At 44.0% G+C, this 21,260-nt stretch carries 19 protein-coding genes and 1 pseudogene; 10 read left to right on the top strand and 10 right to left on the bottom strand.

Translation table 11 applies throughout. From position 1 onward, the window contains the following. Positions 1–135 precede the first annotated feature (135 nt). Positions 136–744 (bottom strand): hypothetical protein, encoded by a 609-nt coding sequence (locus LLF79_RS25425; RefSeq protein WP_000926374.1) that lies wholly within the window; start codon positions 742–744, stop codon positions 136–138. A 193-nt stretch (positions 745–937) separates the two neighbouring features. On the opposite strand from LLF79_RS25425, the gene umuD reads away from it, so the two are divergent. Further along, positions 938–1,372 (top strand): translesion error-prone DNA polymerase V autoproteolytic subunit, encoded by a 435-nt coding sequence (umuD, locus tag LLF79_RS25420; RefSeq protein ID WP_000111290.1) that lies wholly within the window; start codon positions 938–940, stop codon positions 1,370–1,372. Continuing rightward, entirely contained in the window at positions 1,362–2,615 is a 1,254-nt protein-coding gene (umuC, locus tag LLF79_RS25415; RefSeq protein ID WP_001371894.1) for a translesion error-prone DNA polymerase V subunit UmuC, read from the top strand. Before umuD ends, umuC begins: the two co-directional genes overlap by 11 nt. Before the next feature lie 45 nt (positions 2,616–2,660). Here the strand turns inward: umuC and LLF79_RS25410 are convergent, their stop codons facing one another. After that, positions 2,661–3,470, bottom strand: coding sequence for a DsbA family protein (locus tag LLF79_RS25410; RefSeq protein ID WP_000031378.1), 810 nt, complete (start codon positions 3,468–3,470; stop codon positions 2,661–2,663). A gap of 370 nt (positions 3,471–3,840) precedes the next feature. Between LLF79_RS25410 and LLF79_RS25405 the strand changes: the two genes are divergently transcribed. Next, positions 3,841–4,188 carry a hypothetical protein gene (locus tag LLF79_RS25405; protein ID WP_121343843.1) on the top strand — a complete coding sequence of 116 codons (348 nt, stop codon included), beginning with the start codon at positions 3,841–3,843 and terminating at the stop codon, positions 4,186–4,188. Positions 4,189–4,247: 59 nt separating this feature from the next. Here LLF79_RS25405 and LLF79_RS25400 read toward each other — a convergent pair whose 3' ends face one another. The 3 genes from LLF79_RS25400 to LLF79_RS25390 all read right to left on the bottom strand — a co-directional run bounded on the left by LLF79_RS25400 (position 4,248) and on the right by LLF79_RS25390 (position 5,870). Then, the gene (locus LLF79_RS25400) at positions 4,248–4,508 is read right to left on the bottom strand and encodes a hypothetical protein (RefSeq protein ID WP_001439466.1); all 261 of its coding nucleotides are present in this window, start codon (positions 4,506–4,508) and stop codon (positions 4,248–4,250) included. Between the two features lie 195 nt (positions 4,509–4,703). Then, a complete protein-coding gene (locus LLF79_RS25395) occupies positions 4,704–5,096 on the bottom strand; it encodes a hypothetical protein (RefSeq protein WP_000843243.1) in 393 nt (130 codons plus the stop codon). 24 nt (positions 5,097–5,120) lie between these two features. Beyond that, positions 5,121–5,870 (bottom strand): thioredoxin fold domain-containing protein, encoded by a 750-nt coding sequence (locus tag LLF79_RS25390; protein WP_000720274.1) that lies wholly within the window; start codon positions 5,868–5,870, stop codon positions 5,121–5,123. A 147-nt stretch (positions 5,871–6,017) separates the two neighbouring features. On the opposite strand from LLF79_RS25390, the gene LLF79_RS25385 reads away from it, so the two are divergent. From LLF79_RS25385 to LLF79_RS25370, 4 genes are all read left to right on the top strand, one after another. Further along, positions 6,018–6,557: a lytic transglycosylase domain-containing protein gene (locus LLF79_RS25385; protein ID WP_000494968.1), complete on the top strand. Its 540-nt coding sequence runs from the start codon at positions 6,018–6,020 to the stop codon at positions 6,555–6,557. Between the two features lie 82 nt (positions 6,558–6,639). Continuing rightward, the gene (locus LLF79_RS25380) at positions 6,640–7,197 is read left to right on the top strand and encodes an HAD domain-containing protein (RefSeq protein ID WP_001371950.1); all 558 of its coding nucleotides are present in this window, start codon (positions 6,640–6,642) and stop codon (positions 7,195–7,197) included. A 123-nt stretch (positions 7,198–7,320) separates the two neighbouring features. Then, positions 7,321–8,382: an HNH endonuclease signature motif containing protein gene (locus LLF79_RS25375; RefSeq protein ID WP_000902297.1), complete on the top strand. Its 1,062-nt coding sequence runs from the start codon at positions 7,321–7,323 to the stop codon at positions 8,380–8,382. A gap of 9 nt (positions 8,383–8,391) precedes the next feature. Beyond that, positions 8,392–8,898, top strand: a complete 507-nt coding sequence (locus LLF79_RS25370) for a YrhA family protein (protein WP_000654195.1) — start codon at positions 8,392–8,394, stop codon at positions 8,896–8,898. 122 nt (positions 8,899–9,020) lie between these two features. Here LLF79_RS25370 and LLF79_RS25365 read toward each other — a convergent pair whose 3' ends face one another. The 5 genes from LLF79_RS25365 to LLF79_RS25345 form a co-directional block, all read right to left on the bottom strand. Beyond that, positions 9,021–12,971 (bottom strand): conjugal transfer protein TraG N-terminal domain-containing protein, encoded by a 3,951-nt coding sequence (locus LLF79_RS25365; protein ID WP_000386160.1) that lies wholly within the window; start codon positions 12,969–12,971, stop codon positions 9,021–9,023. Between the two features lie 8 nt (positions 12,972–12,979). Beyond that, positions 12,980–14,395 carry an IncHI-type conjugal transfer protein TrhH gene (trhH, locus tag LLF79_RS25360; RefSeq protein ID WP_001257292.1) on the bottom strand — a complete coding sequence of 472 codons (1,416 nt, stop codon included), beginning with the start codon at positions 14,393–14,395 and terminating at the stop codon, positions 12,980–12,982. Further along, positions 14,385–15,431, bottom strand: coding sequence for a thioredoxin family protein (locus LLF79_RS25355; protein ID WP_000196727.1), 1,047 nt, complete (start codon positions 15,429–15,431; stop codon positions 14,385–14,387). The genes trhH and LLF79_RS25355 overlap by 11 nt, the downstream gene beginning before the upstream one ends. A gap of 591 nt (positions 15,432–16,022) precedes the next feature. Then, positions 16,023–16,535 (bottom strand): hypothetical protein, encoded by a 513-nt coding sequence (locus LLF79_RS25350; protein WP_001140952.1) that lies wholly within the window; start codon positions 16,533–16,535, stop codon positions 16,023–16,025. 1 nt (position 16,536) lies between these two features. After that, entirely contained in the window at positions 16,537–17,337 is an 801-nt protein-coding gene (locus tag LLF79_RS25345; RefSeq protein WP_000004208.1) for a hypothetical protein, read from the bottom strand. A gap of 759 nt (positions 17,338–18,096) precedes the next feature. Between LLF79_RS25345 and mobI the strand changes: the two genes are divergently transcribed. The 3 genes and pseudogenes from mobI to mobH all read left to right on the top strand — a co-directional run. Then, positions 18,097–18,582, top strand: coding sequence for a conjugative transfer protein MobI(A/C) (mobI, locus tag LLF79_RS25340; protein ID WP_000071885.1), 486 nt, complete (start codon positions 18,097–18,099; stop codon positions 18,580–18,582). Next, positions 18,579–19,316 carry a hypothetical protein gene (locus tag LLF79_RS25335; protein WP_000995978.1) on the top strand — a complete coding sequence of 246 codons (738 nt, stop codon included), beginning with the start codon at positions 18,579–18,581 and terminating at the stop codon, positions 19,314–19,316. The genes mobI and LLF79_RS25335 overlap by 4 nt, the downstream gene beginning before the upstream one ends. A gap of 9 nt (positions 19,317–19,325) precedes the next feature. Continuing rightward, a pseudogene (gene mobH, locus LLF79_RS25330) lies at positions 19,326–21,155 on the top strand (MobH family relaxase); the annotation flags it as partial. Between the last annotated feature and the right edge of the window lie 105 nt (positions 21,156–21,260).

Genomic DNA, 21,260 nt, shown 5'->3' with positions numbered 1-21,260 from the left:
TATTGATATCTACTTATGAAGTATTAGTTATATCATGTTTGCCGTCAAAACATAGAACCCACTGTTTTGACTTTAAACATATCATGCTACAACGTTTTTTTGCACGTGACTTTAGTAGGCATGATTTATGAGGTTTCAGCAGGACGTCAGATTGTTGTCGATCCAGTATTGATGCAAGCCTACCGTCCATTTCTTCGATAAGGCCGAAAGTAAAAGCGCTAAACCACAGCAGTTACCAGGAGTAAAAATTCGTATGGGATCTGGAGAACCGACTTTAACACTCATAATGAACTCCAGAATGTTGCCATGGCATAGACTATTTCTAAGCCTGACGATATCTGCTTCAGGTTTTTTACCAGCGTCTATCTTTGCCAACATATTCTTCTCGGCTGGAAATGACAGTAATTCTATCGGCATCCCTTCCTGCTTAGCCTTTCGCATTAAAGCGTTACTCATTACTGACGTACCATCTAAGTCCACCAGTACAGGAACTGACTGCTGAACGTTAACAGTTGATTTCAACTTCAGCGTAACCCTGAGTGATGTTTCGATCCCATTCAGAAAGCTCGTACAGGCCGGTAACCATAGACCATGATGCAGCGCCTCGGTTGCTTGTTTAAAAAACCAGTCAATCACGGGGACAGTGCAATGCTCATAATAGTGATTTACCTCGCTGAACCTTGCCATATAAGCATCGTACTCAGCCTGGTCTTCAGGAGATAAAAAATTTGGTGGGAGGAGCATCAGAATCCTTTCATCCTAGCTTGTATACCTTCTTCGTAGGCCAGCTCGCCATTATCGGTAAAAGATGGTTTTTGATGTTTATGATAAAGCTTAATTTTTCGTCAGGCTTGATAGCGTTACCGGAGAGATTTGATCTTTTCTCTTCAACTCGCAATACTGTTTATACATACAGTACAAGAATTCGAGTGTAGCTATGTCTGTTATCCTTGAGCACATTAGCAACAAGCCTTACGAAATGGCACCTTTTTTCAGTGATTTACTAAGCTGTGGAGTGATGAGTCCGTGCGCCGGGCATGAAGATAATGAATTAAATTTGCATGAATATGTAGTCCGCAACCGCCCCTCAACCTTCTTTGTCAGGGCGGCGGGCCTCAGTATGATCAATGCCGGTATCAATGATGGAGCAATACTGGTTGTGGATCGGTCTTTAACAGCACGACACGGCTCTATCGTCGTTGCGCTGGTGGATGGAGAGTTTACGGTAAAGATCTTACACACGTATCCTGAGCTGCTTTTGATGCCTTCTAATCCAGCCTATAAGCCGATACGTGTAAATCCTGAATCCCTTGAGATATGGGGCGTCGTCACCTTTGCACTGAATCAGTTCAGCCATGTACATGCACGTTGATATTAACGGAGCCTATGCGGCATTTGAGTGTGCGATGGATCCCAAGCTGTCAAAAAAGCCGCTCATCATAGCCAGCAATAACGATTCGTCCGTCATTGCAATGAATAAACTGGCTAAAAGCGTTGGTATTAAGCGTGGGACCCCAATTTTTAAGTGCAGGGATTTGATTCAGCAACACCGGATCGAAGTCCGGAGCTCTAACTTTACTTTGTATGAAGACTACTCAAATCGCTTCCATGAAACGCTGGAAAGCTTCGCGCCTCAATCGAGTCGATATAGCATAGATGAAAATTTCATGTTATTGAAAAACATGAACAAGATAATAGATTATGAAGATTACGGCCGGTTGATCAGAAGTACACTTCTTCATAATCTGTCCCTTACCTGTGGTGTGGGTTGTTCAAGCACCAAAACCCTCGCTAAATTATGCACCTATGCGAGCAAACGATGGGCAGCTACAGGCGGGGTTGTAGTTTTGACTGATCAGGCCAGGATCAGGAAGCTCCTGAGCCTGATCAGTACCAGAGAAATATGGGGTATTGGTCGAAAGATTAGTGAACGCCTGTCGGCTTTCGGGATCATCACTGCCGGTGATTTTTATAATAGCGACGTTCGCTTTTTACGTAAAAGCTTTGGCGTTGAAATCGAGCGTACCTGGCGGGAACTGCATGGCGAACCATGTTTCCGGCTGCACGAGTCTCCTCCTGTCAGGCAACAGATTATCGTTTCCAGAAGTTTTGGTCAGCGCCTTAATGAGATAGGCAAGCTACATGAGGCAGTTTCATTTTTTACCGCCCGGGCGGCAGAGCAGCTGCGCAAGGATGGCTCGTGGACCCGTCAAATCACAGTCTTCATTCAGAGTAGCAATTATGCGCAAGGTGAAAACCGCTACAGCAATTGTGGTATCGAGCCGCTTACCGCTACACAGGACACCCGCGATCTGGTTGATGCAGCCATGACCATCCTGAACCGCATTTACAGACCCGGGATAGCGTATGCGAAAGCAGGGGTAATGCTCTCCGCTATGACTGACGGCACAGAGCAACTCAGCCTGTTTGATACTCGCCCGGCCAGGCCTGGCAGTCAGGCACTGATGAAAGTTATGGACCGGTTCAATAAAGAAAAGCGCGGAGCTCTGTTTTTACTGGGGGAAGGCATTCAACAGGATTTTCGTATGAAGCAGGCCATGCTATCACCGAGATATACGACCCGCTGGGATGAATTACTCGTTGTAAAAGCGTAGCGGCCATGACCGGCATGGCCGTACTCATCAAATGTGAAAGTAACTTTAGGCCCCGCGAGCTTTTTCGATTGCGCCCTGCAAAGTTGCTGCGTCCATAGCCCCGGGGATAAATGTGGTAGTCGCCGCATTCGGCTTTTTCATATTCATAATGATGAAACCGGGTGTGCCGGTGATCCCGAGCGCTTCGCCCAGCTGCATATTGCCGGAGATCACGTTTTCATACCGGTTTTTTTCCCTGTCAGAAAACGTGCTGTTAAACCCTGACTTTTCCACCACAGTATTAAAGTCAGTGAGTTCGAATTTGCGTTGAGAGGTCATGAAGGTATGAGCCACAGCCATCAGGTTGTTGTGGTACTTACGATAGGCTTCAGCACCGAAATTCTGATAGACGTGCAGACCCGTAGCGGCCCCCATGGCAGATACAGGTTTTGAACCGGCAAAAATCGGGAATTCTTTAAAGAAGAATTTTACATCTTTGCTCTGATTCATTACCGATTCAACAACAGGTGTAACCCGCATGCAGTAAATACACTGATAGTCGAAGAACTCGATTACCGCGACGTCGGCGTCATCAGGGCCGATGTTTGGCGTCTCCTTGGTATCCAGCAGAGCTGGCGCATATGGAATTATTCGTTCCACTGAGGCACTCACGTTCTGATTTTCCAGCGCCTTACCTGCTTCCACTAAATAATGGGGATTTTTTACCAGGTAAGTAGCGGCAATTTTGCCAATTTCTTCCTCACTGAGCACCTTCGGTTTAAAATAAGTTGCCGTGATTAACGCCGAGGCAGCGGTAGCAATAACCGCAGAAATTAAAATCGTGGCCATCGGTTTTAAATAAAATTCTTTAGACATAGCTACCTTTATGCTTTTCAGCCTGTTAGTTATTAACCTGCGATGGATTATACTGGCCCGGTAAATCGGAATTATTCGTGAAACAATGCTTTTTGGAGATTAAAGGATGATTAGGCAGGGCTTTATACTCACAACCGCAATGCTTTTGAGTGGATGCGGATATCATTTCGCAAACCAGGTAGATGCGTACGATCTAATGCCTCGTCCTGTTACAAATAAAAGGTTTCAGATAGTCCCTCCGGACGAAAGTATTCAGTCCAGAATGTTTTCAGGCCGTTTTGCTGATGGATTAGCAAAAAAAGGAGTCATTATTTCCACTCACCAGCCAGATTATGTGCTCAGGTTCCGAATCAGCAGCTCACAGGAGAACATGCAGTATAGCGAGCAGCTTCTTACTGGGGTGACAGGCTACGTTGTAGATAAAAAGACAACGAGAACTGACAAGCATGGCGAATTGCATACTGACTATGACTACAAGCCAGTCGATGGGGTAATAGGCACTGAGACGATGTCGCAGATGCACTATATGCGACAGCTGGATGTCGAGGTATACCCGTCAGCGAAAGGAGCAAAGCAGGTTCTGAAAGTGAGTATGCAAAGCAATGCACCTGTGCCGTCAGACAGCATTGCTTATTCAGCAATGATCGACGCCTTTACTGATAAATTTGATGCGCCGCTGCGTTCCGGAAATTATGTTGCAGTGATCCCCTGGAACTGAAAGCAGACGGCGGGAAGAGAATGTTCAAAAGTGACTTTTGGACACGCACATTAACGTGGCTATCGCCCTCCCCCATTAAAATCATAAAGTCGGTAAAGATCGCCCATCGTGATGGAATTGGGCTTATTAATGAACAGATACTGTAACTGTTCTTTATGTTGAGTACTGGCAGCTGCATTCATAAGCACTTCCAGGTAGAACTTGTAGCCTATGCTTCGCTCTGAATACATATACTGGAACTGCATCAGTAAAATGCCTGACATAACATACAACAGCAGCAGACTGAGTAATACAGTGCTATCAGGCTGTTCCAGTGCCATACTGACATACCCTGAACCCAGAATGCACAGAAGCCACCCCGTCATTAGAGCAGGCACCCTACGACTCAGACGTTTATAACAACGTTTTATTACGGGATCCCGGAGATACTTTTTGTCAGGTATCCCCGTTGCTCTGATGACGAAGCTACTGAGTATCGACATCTTTTTTCCTTCTGGACGCTCTCAGTCAATAAATCAGGCCAGGCGCTCATTGAAAGCTACCACGAGCTGCGAATCGGGATTTTTTACCAGTTCGGGCCGGATAACTTTTAGTTGCCTCGTTGGGGCGAGCTCATCTGTAGGCCTGATGGTGGTATTACCCGGCCCCTTGCGGGTACTGTCGGTGTTTACCTTGAGCTTTTTATTTCCCAGGTAGCTTTCCATCTTTTTAGAGATGGTGTCACCTGTGGTCGCAACACCAGAGAGTTCCTTTAGATGTTCACCTTTATCCATTTGTACCGATGACATCAGAAATCCGATTCCGGGATCGTTTTCCGTTCCACAGGCTCCGTACTGACATTGTGCAGCGAAAACGGGCTGTACACCTACAGCAACCAGCATTAACGTACTCAGTAAAGTAGATTTCATACACACCTCTTACAGTCGGAAAAGTTACTTTTGCGCAGCGCCCATTTGGGTCACCAGGTTTTCCGGGCTCAGCCACCCCGTAAATAACTGCGGTTTGCCGCTTAGTGTCACCATGGTAGGAGTACCTTGCAGCGGGATTGTTGAGGCCACCTGGAAATGCGATTTGATAATGTTTAAGCAAGCCTCATCAGGACGTCCTTCCGGGATAGTTGAAACCGGATTCATCGCTGCATCCAGAGCTTCGTTTGGCTTTGCTGAACACCAGATTTTGGCCATGTTCCCGGCTACTACCGAGTTCAGTCCTGCACGTGGGAATGCAAGAAACTTAATCGAAATACCGGCATCAAGATAAGACTTCAGATCATGATGCAGTTTTTGGCAGTATCCACAGGTTATATCGGTAAAGATAGCAAGCCGGTATTTTTCGTTTGGTGATTTGTAGTCGATGGATTTTGTTTTGGATGCGAATTCCCGGACGCCCATTAAAATGGCCTGCTCAGTGGTGTTTACCACATCTTTACCTTTCACGTGGAATAAGCTTCCGGTAAAAATGTAATCTCCGTCTTTGCTCACGTAACTTACCCCCTCCCTGGAAATCACCGTAAAAATATCTTTTACTGGCGAGGGTTCGACGTGCTCGATTGAAAGCCCAATGGCTTTGAGCTTATCCCGGGCTGCATCTGGCAGTACCATTGTATTAACCGGCTCGGCATTCATCGTGAAGGCGGTACTTAATGAAAGAAGTAATACCGATGCCTTAATAATTTTTTTCATTTCCGCTCCTTAAATCGAGCACTAATATTATCACGCCCCAAAATTCCAGAATTTTGCTTAAACGCTTAAATCAACGGGTAAAGCCGAAAGAAAGTCGATAGATATATGGGAGAATAGATAAAACGTAGATTCAGTGGAGAAATCGTTGTGTTTACACCACCAGCAGATGATGTGAAACCTATTCCCGTTCCTGATGAGATTTACACTCAGTGCATTACGGATGCCGCCCGCTACTTCGGAATTGATGCTGAACTGGTTTTTACGTTGTTTGACAATGAAGGCGGTAAGGTTGGTACTTTCAGCAGGAATACTAACGGCACTTATGATATTGGCCCAATGCAGATCAACTCATCCAATCTACCTGAAATAAAAAAGCATTTCCCGACGGTAACGTGGCGGGTTCTGGCTTACGATGCTTGCGCAAGTTTCTGGGTTGGAACATGGTGGCTCTATAGAAAAATTGTTGATCGCAAGGGCAATGTGTTTGAAGGGATTGCAGATTACAACAGCAAAACCCCAAAGGTACGTGCAAAGTACATATTTAACTTCATGGTAAAGTACAATCGCCGGATCCAGCAGCGTAACGGGATGGGTGAGCTTTATCAATGGACCCAGCAACCTCCTCGATACAATGGCCATATAGCTAAAAATGTCCCGGAGCAAAACCCGACTCCTGTTGTTAAATAAATACAACCCGATATTACAGAAGATCATCGAGTGGCTTGGGTAAACCACCACAAATATTTCACACTGACTCAGGAGTAATATATTGTCTTCTTCTGCAAGAAATTTATTTAAGATTCTCTCTTCTTTCTTGATCCAGAAAAACCCTCATCATGAAGAAGTATGTGTTCATGAAGAAACAACAGCTGGTTTATGGGCCCCTCTCCCTGATTCGCATGTCGTGCTTTTCTTAGATTTCGATGGGGTTTGCCACAGGTGTAAAAATGAAACCTTTGAGCGAATGCCACTGTTAGAGAAATTGCTGGATAACTGCCCTGCCATGGTGATTGTTATCTCCAGCTCATGGCGTGAGTGCGCTAATACAAGTTATCTGAAATCTCTGTTCCGGGTGCCTTATAGAGACAAAATCATAGGTGCAACCGGTTCGGTATATTTAAAACACGGACAGACTGGTGTGCGGGCTGCCGAGTGTGAGGACTTTGTCTTTTCACATCGAGTTAAAGCATTTATCTGCCTTGATGACGACGAATCATTATTTCCGGCCGGTTATCCGCATTTGCACAAAACCGATTATTACACGGGCCTCACCGAATCTGACCTTGCAGCTCTTAACGCAAGGTACCATCAGCTCATGGGACGCTGATGAACAAAGTAACTTTCCTTTTACCCTGTCACTGCTGATCTCGTACGCCCATCCACTTTAGGATTGATTGTTTTATACCATACGCAATAATGTCTCATATGAATTCGACAAGAAAGGGACATTATGCTGCATCACTGTCAGGCTAAGTCACTGGATGACATATACCTTGAGGATATTCCCCACATCATACATCCGGCCACGGCGGTACATGACCTCGAAGATACCGCCCTGCCAAACCGGATTATTCAGGAATGGAATTTACCGCAGGGATATACACAGTTTGTCAGCCGGTATCACCAGTTCCACCATCAACGCCCCTGGCTCGCTTACCGCGATACGCTTGACGACATCAGATACGGTAAGATCGTTCTGCTTAGAAAAGACATAACCGGCAATGCCGGGCCGGGGGTTATATCAAATGGCAACCTACGCAATGACCTGCCCCTGTCCCTCTTTACCCGTCTGCGCGATATCATCTCTCGTCAGTTGAAACGCCCGGGGTATTACGTTCGATCAACGACACCAGCACAGCACGCCCAATCAACAAAAACCATTAATTCCAAAGCGGCTGGTCGTCTTCTCGCAGCTGGCGGGCTTTATAATGGAAATGTGGAGGGATTTCGACATACGGCTGAACAACTTGGCGGCGAAGCTGTTGAAGGCTATGACCAGGTATTGAACGAAACAACTTCAGGTATGCTGGTTGCAGCGGCTTCACTTCTGGTTATCCGAAATCCAAGGTCTGCGGATGAATTGACAAGTTATCTCGGCAAGTACAAAAAAGCACACGTTTTGCTCGATGATATGAATGTTAGCGAATTGAACTACATGCGCCGAGACAGAGCTGAATATTTAGCTCTCCGTGGACAATTCAACAATACTGTACGCCCTAACTTCCTTAAATCACTTTCAGACCACCCAGATGCCCTGGCTACGTTTGAACCTAACGATTTGATGAAACTTGCAACAGGCAAGGTCCCCTCTGGGTGGCAGGTTCACCACAAGATCCCTCTTGATGATGGTGGCACAAACGCTATAGACAACCTGGTACTTATTCAGAATTCACCATACCATTCAGCACTGTCGAAAGCACAATCCATCATTACGAAGGATCTACCGTATAATTCAAGCACCAAAGTTCTATGGCCATCGCCGAACGGTGTTATCTACCCGGTAGGAAAGTAAGAGGCGCTCATGAAAGATTTAACTCAACTACTCAGCAGCTTAAAGAGGTTGATGGTTGCAGATCACTACCCTTTAGCCAGCCCGGTAGCCCCGGAAGTCTTGAAAGACTTAATCTGCAATCCGCCTCCAGTGGAGTGGGCAGATCACAAAAAGAGCGCCTATATAGATATACAGAAACTCATTAAAACCAGGCTTGATTATGCCCAAGTGTTTAATGCTATGGATGGTTTTGAGTACAACGGACTTACGTTTTATAACCTTGTTCAGGCAGAGAACGAAAATCTATTGTGGTCAAATATTTACATACGCAACTTTGAAGCACGAGACAATGAAATCTACGTTGACCCAAATCTCACTGATAAGGTGTTAATCGGAGAAGATGGCATGTCACTTTTCGCTTATAGTTTTGCAGACGACTGCTTTCAGATAAGAGACAAAGCATCTACTGATTATGTTATTGAATCTCATACAGAGTTTGATAGATTTTTGTCTTCACTGATTCAAACCGTCAGTTGAATGTTCCGCAAGAGCGGTACTTCTGAAAAAAAGGCCGCAAACACATACTTTGCGGCCTTAATTGTTTAGCAGTAATTTACAATCTATTGATAGTCATTTCAGGAGGTTATATTCAACCTCCCTTATTTTTTATTTTCATTAAGCCACTGATCCGCTTTATCGACACGTGACTGGTAAGGCTCATTTGTGTTGCTCAGCTCTGACTTCATGTACTGAATGAATTCATCTGCTTTCTGAGGCCCAAAGCGTGGGTCATCCGTCAATTGCTGCCGGATAGCCCTTTCAGAGTTCTGCGCTGCATTCGCATAAGTCGAAACGCCGTCGCTGCTAATACTCTGATACCGGTCACTTACAGCTGCGACGCCATCAGACATCTGCATGTGATTAAGGACTTTACCCTGGAGAGAATCAGGCATATTTGCAGGGTTAGAGGCATCATTTGCTATCGATGTCTGGGTTTGAAGGATGCCCGCTCCCGTAAGCATCTCATTTACCGGTTTCGCCCCAACGCTGGTTAGCGTATCCGAAACAAATTGCTGGCCCCCGAGTAGCGCACCAGAAATCGCGCCCCGCTCAGTGTTGGCCTCTATCTTTTCCCCAACCAAGCGATCTGTGACGGTCTGAGTGCGGTTACCAACGAGACCACCGCCCGACCCACCTTCTCCCAGGTTTGCCCGTACGACTGACTCAAGTGAACCATCAGCTCTGTTATGAGTGTTGAAACTGCTATGGATGCTCTTAACGTCATTCATACTCCAGTTAACGTTATAGTTACCCAGTTCATTAAGGATCTTCTGGGTATCCGCTTTGAGCTGCTCTCTTTCGGCACCGGTAGCCATGGTGCTGGCACCATAGGTAAAGACAGCTTGCTGTGCCAATTCAGCTCGCTTATCGTCCCGGCTTAAGTTCGGGTTGTTGGCAACACGACTAAAGTAGTTATCAGTGTTATTAGATAAGCCACGAACTTGCCCGCTCTGATACATACTGTTCAAAGCAGTGGCTCGTTGATCCATTCCATCACCAACCACCCGACCTCCAACCTTTTCCAGATCGTTAAATGTGCCTTCTGCATTTCTGACATCCTGACCCGAATTGACGACTTTCTCTACACCCTGATTATTCAGTACAGGTCCATTCTTTTCGAGAGAATTAAGCACATTCCTTTCTTCATCAGAATAAGTGCGGCCCACGTTGTTGTTATGTATTCCCTGAATATCGCCTTTGCCCGCGTTATCAAGGTTATACGGAGTAAAGCCAGCTTCACTTTTTCCAGGGACATGCTGTGTCGCGTCCTGAGCGTTGGAGGAAAGACCGAGTTTAGCCTGCGAATCTACACTTCCACCCAGTTCCCCTACGCGTGACGCACTCATCACGCCAGACGTATTTACGCTGTCAGGAGTTCTATCCTGTGCCTGAGTGATAGTATTAATTCCTGACCCGTCACCTGAAATTCTGTCGAGCTGATTGGTGATAGGTAGCAGCTGCTGTGCATTACCACCGAAGTCGGAAACCAGACTTTTAAGCAGGCTGGAGGTTTCACGGAGATCCTGTTTATTACTTTCGGCCGTCTCTCCCCGGGCGGTATCAATCGCAATTTTTTGCTCACTGAAATCTCGGGTTGCAGCCACAAGCGCGTCAGTACGTTGAAGCTGCGATCCAAGCTGATTACTGGCCTTGAAGGTATCGTTATAGGAGTTGAATTTCTCCATAAACGCATTCTCATCCAGCCCATTCTTACGAGCAAAATTCCTTACATCATCATCACTGAAGTTTTTGTTGCGAATAGAATCGGAGAACCTGTCCAGGTTAATGCTTTGTTTAGAATCAAGGCTCATTCCACTATTGGAGCTTGCGTTAGTCGAAACCGATGTAGAAATATTTTGCGCCATCGTCTGTGTCGCCTGGTTCATTTTCGACGATGCTTCTTTAAACGCATTAGTATTGGATATCTGATCGCTGCTTACCTGAGACGCCGCTTTACTGAACTGGTCAGTTAACGCAGAATCCTGGCTAAGCTGATTCGTGATTGCTTTTGAAAGGTCATTTGAAAGCGAGTCACTGCCTGTATTGGTCTTAGATGCACCGCTACTCAATTGCCCTGCTACAGCCGCTTTCAGCCCGGCTCCATTGCCAGTTCCAACACCTCCATTAAGCCCAGCGTTGAGAATAACATTTGAAGCAATGCTGGCCATCTGAGACGCACTCACCCCATGTTTCGTTGCAATACCTTCTGCTACAGAGGCACCAATCTTATCCGAGATCTGCTTCATTGTTTGCAGGTTGGTTGAGAACTGCTGGCTCGACTGTCCTGACCTTCCAATTTCGCTCATCTGACTGTAACCAGCCTGGAATGAATTACTTGCCGCACTCATAACTGATGAGGTTACAGCTGATCCTTGTCCCTGGCTGTTAGCGATACTTGAACCAGCATTCCACATTCCAAGACGGAAATTACTTGAATCAACTGCGCCGCCATCGCTGTATCCCTGACCGGTACTGGTTAAGGCGGTTCGTGTCACGTCACCAAATGAAGATTTACCGCTGTTAGGGCCATCCCATACTTTGGGCGTTACATGACCAGTATCCACCGGCGCATCGGGGGTCACTCCCTTAACCGCATTCATCATCGGGTGAATCGACTGTGTCATCAGGAATAATGTGAGTACCGGAATCAGAGCATAGAGGGCGGAAGCAACAGACAGGTATGAACTGTATGTTTCCGCAAGCCCTGGGAGTCCCATCCACGTGACGGCATTATTCTGGCTGTTGAGGGTGCTCCAGGTATCCAAGTCGGCCGTCGCGACTTTCTTCACATACGCGTTGACCATTACTGCCGTAAGCGGCCACATATTCACGAAGAGGATAAGTTGCAAATATTTCGCCGCAGCGGCAACACCATTACCACCTAACGCCAGCAGCATAAGCAAAGCAAATGGAGCAACCATATAAGCAAACATTTCAAGGAATGCGATTGCTGCTCCCGACAGTTGTAACCACAACTGGCCCTGTGAAGCCATTGTGTTGGTTCGCTTCAGAGAAGCCTCAAACAACTGCATATCGGAAGCCAGACCGAGTGGGGTCTTATATTTGCTTGCGCCATTTCTGAGCTCATTCATAATGAACAGGTTCAGGGTGGCGTCATACGAACCAATAGCCTTACCGTACATACCATTTGCTGACGCCATAACATCAGTAAAGCTTGCGCCGGTAGGTGCACCATTTGCTTCGTCTGGAGTAAGGATGCCGTTTGTCTGTCCTATAAGGGAAATAGTCTGGCGAGCTTCAGCTGTACTGGTAACCTGTTTCACAGTTGACCAGACCTCATCACACGTACCAGATTTTGAACCGTTAGCGCCAACAATACTGGCAGAGGCATTCTTCAGTGCGCCTTTCATCGCCTGATTAATCCGGTCCATGCTATCTGCCAGATTAGCTGAGAAAATATCGTTAAAAATAGTTTCTTTACCGGCAATATTTGCGCTTGAGTTTTGGGTAGCCTTCAGGCAGTTGTATGCAAGAGACTGAACGGTAGCACATACGTTCATTGGCCCTAGCCCGCTGGCCGGTTCAGGAAATGCGGAACAGTAGCCCTGGCTATCGCCGCCCCATTGCAAAAACTTCACGAATCGGATCATCGGACCGAGGGTGATGTCATCGTCCAGAGTTGTTGCAGACAGGTCCACCGGAGAAAGCGGATCAAACGCTGTTTTATAATCCTTCAGCAAACCCTGGCTTAAGTTAGTGGTGACGGTTGCCATCGCAGCAATAAAAATTGGAATTCCGTCGACGTTTCTGACCTCTCCCGACTTTACAGATTCAATAGTTACATCCACTCGAACCATTGCCATCATGAAAAGGATCAACCCCAAAAACCAGGAGAAAAACGGTAATTCATTTTTGGTCGGAGCCTGAAGCCATAGCCACGTTTTATAGAATAGGCTCACACCTGCTACAACGGCGGCCGTGGTCAGGAACTCTTTTACACCAGTATATTGAGAAAAGATCAGGGCAATACCGGTAAAAGCCGACCAGACAAAATCAATATCACCCAGGGTATATATGTTGTAATCCATGTCAGACCTCAGTTACGTGTGCCACGAATACTTTCAGTGAAAGCCTTCCGTTGCAGGCGACGGTTATCCCAGGTTGAAATGACGTCCGAGCTGGTACCGACCTGGCTGTGCGATAGCTCATAGGCGGCTTTAACCTGTTTTGAGAGATTGTCTGTTAATCGGTTGAGATCATCCCTTTTACCCGACAGCGACTCACTCGGTATGCTCATGGTTGAAATTTTGGCCTCAACCTGGCGCAACATGTTGATTACGAGGCTCGTCGCAGCAATAGTGCTGATGTCCTGAATGTATGCGTACCCTTCCGGTGCTTCGAATGTTTGCAAAGAGTCGATAATGGTCGGGATGCCGATATAGGAGATAATGCGTAATTCATCATCTGAAACACGAACGTCGTTGATGATTTTTTTCTGTACGTTTAAAAGAAGATCAGAAATGGTATCCTTCAATCCCTTAAAACCACCGTCATTAACTTCTGACATGACAAGGCACTGAGCCTTTCGTGGGGATGATGGATCTGGTGCCGGAGAACACTTGAGCATTTTAATTGATCCGCCAGCTGGTGGCCCCATGATGTAATCCGTGACAGTCATGGTAGACGGGCGGACTTCCATTCCCGCTTTTTCGCCTTTGCTATCCCAGTTGATAATGACAGTACCTACGAGAGACATAAGTTGTTCTGCCAGTTTATAACCGGATAACTCCGTTACCCCTCCGATGTTCATCGTTCCCTTATCAATATCCATGAACGACATATAGAAGAGGTTACCACTGAATTTTTCAGCGAACTCTTCGGGATCCTTTGCTTTAACCTGAGAAGTGACAGCTTCAGGTGACTTTGTCATCGATGAGCCAAAATCAGGAATAAGACCATTAATCGATCCCAGAATTGAGGCTGGTCCAGAGCTAACTGAGTTAGCGAACTGGCTTGGCGTACCCACGTTTTCAGAAAGGAAAGAGTAAGTTGCATTGCATGAATCTTTCGCAAATTTATTTAGCGCTTGCAGTTTGTTTTGGATGTCATTAATCGTTGCAGCACAGTCAGCACAAATAGCTGAAACAGCAACGTTAAAAGCATAGATAGCCGCACCCTGGGCAATACCACGGGCCACCTGCACAAGCTGGTCCCCGTTGATCATGCTGAAGGACCCAAGAAAAACGTCAATACCGTTACAACCGACAGAAGCTTTTGGAAACGACATGGAAACAAGGTTGGTATTAACGTTTGTTGTTCGGTAAGACATTGACCCGCCAACTATGCCTGTACGGGTTGCTGTGGAAAAGGTGGCCGGGCTGGTAGACGTCATCATGCCATTGAAAATGTTACGCATTGCGTTGTCTGCATTTGCAGTCGGGGCTAAAATTGCAGCACAAACAGAAAGAGACAAAAGTAACTTTTTGAAGTTGAAAACGGCATTACTGCGCATAAGTGCCTCCAAAACTGCCGCCAGCATTGAGATAATTGACCGGATCGGCCGTAGGCATGTCATAGCCTTCGAGTTTTTGGTCCATTATTTTTTGAAGTAGGAATGGGTCTGATTCCATTTCGGATTTATTAACGGTAATAACGCCATCATCGCCGATGGTATATTGCCTTTTAATATCTAGAGTTGACTGGAACGAAGCGTCATCGATCAGATTCATGCCCTTCGCGGCAAGTATAATAGTGTTCTTTAATTCATCAGCGGAGATCATGCCTTCACTAATGCGCTGAGCTGATGTCCCATCCTTTGAAACCAGGAAAATTGTAGGTACCTCTCGAATTTTAAATTGATCAATAATTTGTGCGTTGGGGATGTTAAAATCCTGAAAAAGGCCATTATGCAATGGCCTTCCATCCATACTGATTGGAAGAATATCTACCGAATAATAGTTCTGCATAAATTGAAGTATTTGGCTTTCTTCGTGGCAAAACTGGCAAGTACTCTGGAAAAAGAAAAATAAACCTGACTTAGTAAAGATATCTTTCATTACCGTTTGCTGATTTTTTTCAACAACAGTGCGGTGAGCATCCAGTGCCACCTTTTCCACTGGTTGCCTGCGTTTTTCAGACATCATCGGGTTTTTAAGAAAATAATCTTTTGATTTGTCAGAAAAACGCGTACTGATATCCAGCATTAACCTTTGCGCCGTGTAATAACGTGATAGATTTTCTGCGGTAGGGTTATCCATTGCCTGCGTTAACAGTCGAGGCATATTCTCTTTTAGCCATTTTGAATTTAAATCTACCATTTCCTCTTTTGAAGGCGAGCTAGCAGCACCGGTTGGTGGCAAAACCTCTTCTTCTTCAGCTTCGCTTTTTTTAGCAGGATCGTCATACCAGAAGAAACCCTTCTTATAAGCCTGGCCAGATACAAAGGGCGTATCTTTTATTAGGGGTTGCTCAGGGCTGGCGTGGGCACCAGTAATTACCAAAGACATAAGCAAAACCATCTTTGAAGGCGCTAATGCAATACGAGTCATAGACCGTTCTCCTTTTCTGATGCGGTTATGATGGCATACAAAAAAAAGGTTAGAGCTCGTATAGCATGGTCGTTTTTATGTTGAAAAGGACGGAAAAGGAGTGCTGACTAAGAAGATAGTCTCGGTGATGGAAAGATCATCCATCTTGCACGTTGTCAAAAATCCGGTGTAACAAAAACATGGTTTTATCGAATATCTAAAAGCAAATATTGCTTTGAAAACAGGTGTATTTAGAGCTGAAAAAAATCATCACAAGTAATGCTGTTTCTATATTTCAAAAAAGGAATAGCTAAGGATCAAAGAAGCGAACTTAGACAAGAATATAAAATATATTAATTGAAAGCGATTAAGAAGTCGTCATGCATAGAAGGTTTTGAGAACCTAAGTAGTTTTACGTTTTCAACAGAAAAAAAGGTGCACATTTTTGGAACGAAGAAAAACTGAATAAAGAAAAATCAAATTATATCTTTACTTGTCAAGAGTTGATATTTAAGTTGTAACTAATATTTGATTGTAAAGCAAACAACAGAATTTGACTTAAGTCAATATTTAGATTCAGACAAGGCAAGTTTCGCGATATCTTTTTTAAATTTAATCTAATTCTTCTTGAGAATACCTCTCTATGGCTGAAGCAGTTGAAGATAATCTGCAACGTGGACAATGAGCATCATTTGTCACTGGCACAATGTATGGGCGTTTACATTTTTCGCAGGCACCTAGTTCTTCAATTTCTTTCATAGAAGTAAGGATTTCTATTATTTTATTAACTTCCGGTGCGCATACAAAGTATCCCAGATTATGAAGGACACTCATTATTCGGTTGAAGTCAATTTGCCGAAAACTCGCTTCCGGATTTATTGGATCAAAACCAAAATAGTTAACTGCGACATCAATAACAGCAGAAAAGGCTCGGCGGTTATCTGTGCGTTTGCTCCAGCCCCGGATACCTTTTTTGAGTTTTGTTTTTGCACCAGGCTCAAAATCGATATTTTCAGCAACATGATTACCGTACAAAATTCGTATTGTATTTTTATTTGCCCCAAGCGACATAGTTCTTGCTGCTCGCAATAGAGCATTAGCTTTTGTTTGATCGACCTTTGCCATATCAATAATCCTTTAACATAACTTTATTTGTTAAAGTGTTGAACACATCCTGACGGTGACTGGTGAACATAGTGTCATAACGTAATAGTTCCATCAAATCATCACTAACTTTTCCTAACCGGATGTCAGCAGACAATTCATAAGCCCAGGCAAAAACTTTCGTTTTAAGTGAAACACTCTCTTCAATATGCCCTTGTGAGAAAGCAATTGTACGTGGGAAAAGAACGACATCGTTAATTGTTTTTAACGATGAATAACCAATGTCTTTAATAGCATCAGCTGTAGTTGGTTTTAAACCAAAGAAAATACTTACAAACTCTGGTGCGAGCATTGAGATAAAGAACACCTGCATAAAGTAGTCATTCTGTATATCAACACATTTAGAACGCAACTCATGAATCTTCTTGGGATTATAGATATCCACTGTACCATTCAGAAAAGTCACTTTTTCACCGGCATCGTAAATACCATAGTCAATATCATTTGTATCATATTCACGAATTACATTGGAATCACCGTCCAAGACCGCAGAAAAAAACCTCTCCCATGTAATTTCCTTTCCGAGTGTACGCGGAACCAAAAAACTACCTGGACGTGTTTCCACTTCAAAAGCTAAATCAGCGGCTGTACTAAATCCTTTCCCAAATAGGCGACGCTGGAGAAGAGGAGTCCCAGTTTGATATGCAGAAGATCCATGCACAGGCAATAACATTAAAAATGCACGGTAACTACGAATAAGCGAAATCTCAGTGCGGAAAAGTTTACCGAGTAAGCTACGAGTTAAATTATCAGATTCTGACATGTGCTGATTGTCCTTGCGCCATTACAATTGTTCAAATCTTCAACATGGATTTTTTGTTAGGTGTTCGGTAGGGTGAAAAGTAACTTTTAGTATTTTCTTAAGGCTTGAATAAGCCTTAAATCTATCCCTTCAACCACACCGCTTACTTGTAACACTTTTTAACCAAACTAACCAGAATTTTATCAAAAATTCCTGCGCATGCTAACGAAATGTGAAGCGATTAAAAAAAAACCTAAATCCAGCCCCTCCCAACGTTGGATTAGAATAACGACGTCTTTCACTGACCGTCATAAACTGACATTTTTACTTTTCATCAACCTCATGCTTACATAGGATCACTAAACAAAGAAAAGTGACCCTATGAATGCCTCACATAGGGTCACTTATGTTTGAAAAGTGACCCTATGTAATGTCGTCATAGGGTCACTTTTTATAAAAGTGTCACTATGGACAAAGTTCCATAGGGTCATTTTTTTTGGAAAAGTGGCACTAGATATATGTATAACTTTAATAGAGCAATGCACATTATCAAAAGCAATAATCCACAATGGTCATTCTGTCAAAAGTAACTTTAGGGGGTAGCGATGGAAGTGAGGCTAAACTCGCTGTTACTGTTTCTGAAGGCCCCTCCCGAATGGGGGAAACAGCGAGTGCATTACATCTGTTCAATTCCCTCATCAAAGAGCATTCAAAAATCTTCTGTTCGTGAAAAAAAACGGAAATTTCCTCCGGTATAGTAATTTCACATCAGGAGGCGTCATGAGTAATTCAAATCTTATAAGTTCTATAGAGCTAACACGTAAAAATTTACGTGCTCAGATTGAAGGTTTGCGTGTTGAGGCTGAAGATCTCATTACAAAATACTGGATCAAGTGGAAGGAACGAAACCACCAAGAGATTAACCTTACCCGACATAGCAAAGTTCCAAAGAGGGAGTACCTGGGTTCTTACGCACCAAAAGTTGAGCTAATTGGTAATGCCAGAAAAGTAACGATCACTTGGCATCAGTTCAGCCCTTATAAAACAAGAGCGCCTAGCCACATGTCAAAACGGGTGCAACCAATGAAAAGTGGAAAATATTCTAAGAACTGTTTTGTAAACCATGCCAGCTGGGAATACGAAATGATTTCTGAAACGGAAGCATTGCTGGAGCCTTACAGAGAAATGCTTGAGCTCTATCATTCAGCATATATCGAACTTGGACGAAAAATCCGTCAATACTCAAAAACTAAGGTGGCACAATGAACGACGCAATTATCACGGACAATGAGCGTATTAACATTGAACCAAAAGATGTAATGGTAAAAGGTTCAAATAAAAAGCAAGGCGTAAACGCTCAAACTTCTACTCAACGTAGACCAGAGCACCAGGGTATGGCCAAAGTTATTATTAACCCCGGCACCCCAGACTTTAACCGGTTTTTAACTGCCAGAAATGGAGCAGTCATCAGAGGTTTTGATGATGTGAGTATCGCTATTTCCTCTCTCTTTAAAACGGTTGATGCAGTTAAACATCCTGACCTTGTTCAGGCTATTCAGGATTGGTTCAACGAGCTGCATGAAGAAAACAATAAGATGAAAGAAAATCTTGTTGCTTATATTAAGTCAATTGAGTTCGACAAGAATGACTCATTCATGTCATCAACTCAGTTTGTACCTTTCAGTTTTGAACCAGTACAACTCAACTTCAATAACCACAACACCATGAGGTTTTACAAGTACATCTTCGAGATGAACCAGCTCATGAACACAATGTATGAGTACAACTCATTGGGTTTACTGGCTGTAAGCGACTATCCGGTTATGTCTCACAACATTATAAAGAGTATTAATTTATATGTTGAGAATGTGAAAAAGACTCTGAATGTTTCTCGCCGTAAGGATGGGCCATACAGTCCAGCAGAGTTCATCACCAAAGTAATGCAATATAAAAGTGTGCAGGCATACATTGCAGCCGAACTGTCAGGCAAACGTCGATAAGGTATGATGATGAATTTCAGGGCGCTGTATTTATGTATTAAACGGATTTTGGGGATATTCTCATCTCAGGAGAATGATGCAACCTCTGTAATGATTGAGGATATATCAAGCCTCTCTCCTTTTGCGCAGATTCTAGGAGATCAGAAGTACACTGTTCCTGATCATCCAAATCCAGAAGTCCTGAAATTCATCGAGTATCCAACTCGTCCGACGGGCATACAGACATTTAATGAACAGTCAATCCTGTCTCTGTATCGGGAAAAGCTGCACTCAATTTCAATGATGTTAGCTATCAGCGATAGCGACATCAGGGACGATGCATATACATTTACTAATTTAGTTTTAAAGCCCTTGGTTGAATATGTTCGCTGGATACATCTTTTGCCAGCTTCCGAAAATCATCATCATAATGGTATTGGTGGGTTACTTTCTCACAGCCTGGAAGTGGCCATACTCTCTTTAAAAAATGCGCATCACTCAGAACTGAGACCAATCGGATATCAAGATGAAGAAGTAGTCCGTAGAAAAGTATATCTCTATGCTGCGTTTATCTGTGGTTTAGTCCATGATGCCGGAAAGGTTTACGATCTCGACATTGTAAGCCTGAATTTAGCTAGTCCGATCATTTGGACGCCAAGCTCACAAAGTCTTCTTGACTGGGCACGTGAAAATGACGTGGTTGAATACGAAATCCACTGGCGAAAGCGTATTCATAATCAACATAATATCTGGTCCAGCGTTTTCCTTGAGCGAATCCTAAACCCGGTATGTCTTGCATTTTTGGATCGGGTAAATAAAGAACGTGTTTATTCAAAAATGATCACCGCCCTAAACGTTTATACTGATGGGAATGACTTTTTGTCTAAATGCGTGAGGACCGCTGATTTCTATTCTACTGGTACAGACCTTAATGTTTTACGTGACCCTATCATGGGTCTGCGTTCTAATGATGCAGCAGCAAGGGCCATTAGTACCATCAAGCACAACTTTACCAGTATCAATATCAACAATTACAATGCTAAGCCTATGCACATCATTATCGTAAATGGTGAGGTATACCTTAACGAGAACGCATTCCTTGATTTTGTTCTCAATGATTTCGAATTACATAAATATAACTTCCCTCAGGGAGAGGCTGGTAAGACCGTATTGGTAGAATCCCTAGTTCAACGTGGTTACGTCGAGCCCTATGATGATGAGCGTGTCGTTCACTACTTCATTCCGGGTATCTATTCGGAAAACGAAATATCAAACATCTTTAGAAATGGGATAGGGAAACTAGAATTCTATAACCTTCTTAAGCTAAGGTGGATTGGTTTAATCTTTGATTCCTATAAAATCCCTGACTCAGTGCCGGGTCTTTTTAGCGTTAATGCCAATAAAGACTTTATTTACATTGACGAGCAAAAAACAGTTACTGAATACAGAAGACCAGTGCCCGGTCGGGACGTTATAACTAAAATTACTGATACTGTTGAGACGGCTGTTCTTAAGGTTAATGATTTAGGCCGCTCCTCTGCCTCTATTGATGTTGATATACATTCTAAGAAAAATGAAGGCTCATCCGACGATTTTGAGAAGAAAGCCGAAAGTGATAATGAAATTGATAATGACACGCAGATAGTTAAATCTGAGGGTGAGGAAGCAGCTGATCCTGTCATTCCTGATATAGAAGAAAGTGAAGATGAATCGGCAAAGGACACGGAATCCCATGTCCTGGTCAACCAACTTCATGAACTCCTTTTAAGCGCTCCACTTTCCAATGACTATATAGTGTGTGTTGATGCTGTCCCCTACCTCAACATAGATACCACTATTGACCTGCCCCCACGATTAGATACAACACTCAGTTAGTAACGTCGGAATCTTCATTCTCAGAATGACCCTTTCTCCAGCCCGCTGCAAATTCAGACGGTGTCTGATAATTCAGCGTGGAGTGCGGGC

Origin of the sequence: Enterobacter cloacae complex sp. 2021EL-01169 (assembly GCF_020733125.1) — a bacterium.
In the GTDB taxonomy this organism is placed as follows: Bacteria; Pseudomonadota; Gammaproteobacteria; order Enterobacterales; family Enterobacteriaceae; genus Enterobacter; species Enterobacter roggenkampii.
Note: the sequence above shows the minus strand (reverse complement) of the source record. Positions and strands in the feature narration are given on the sequence as shown.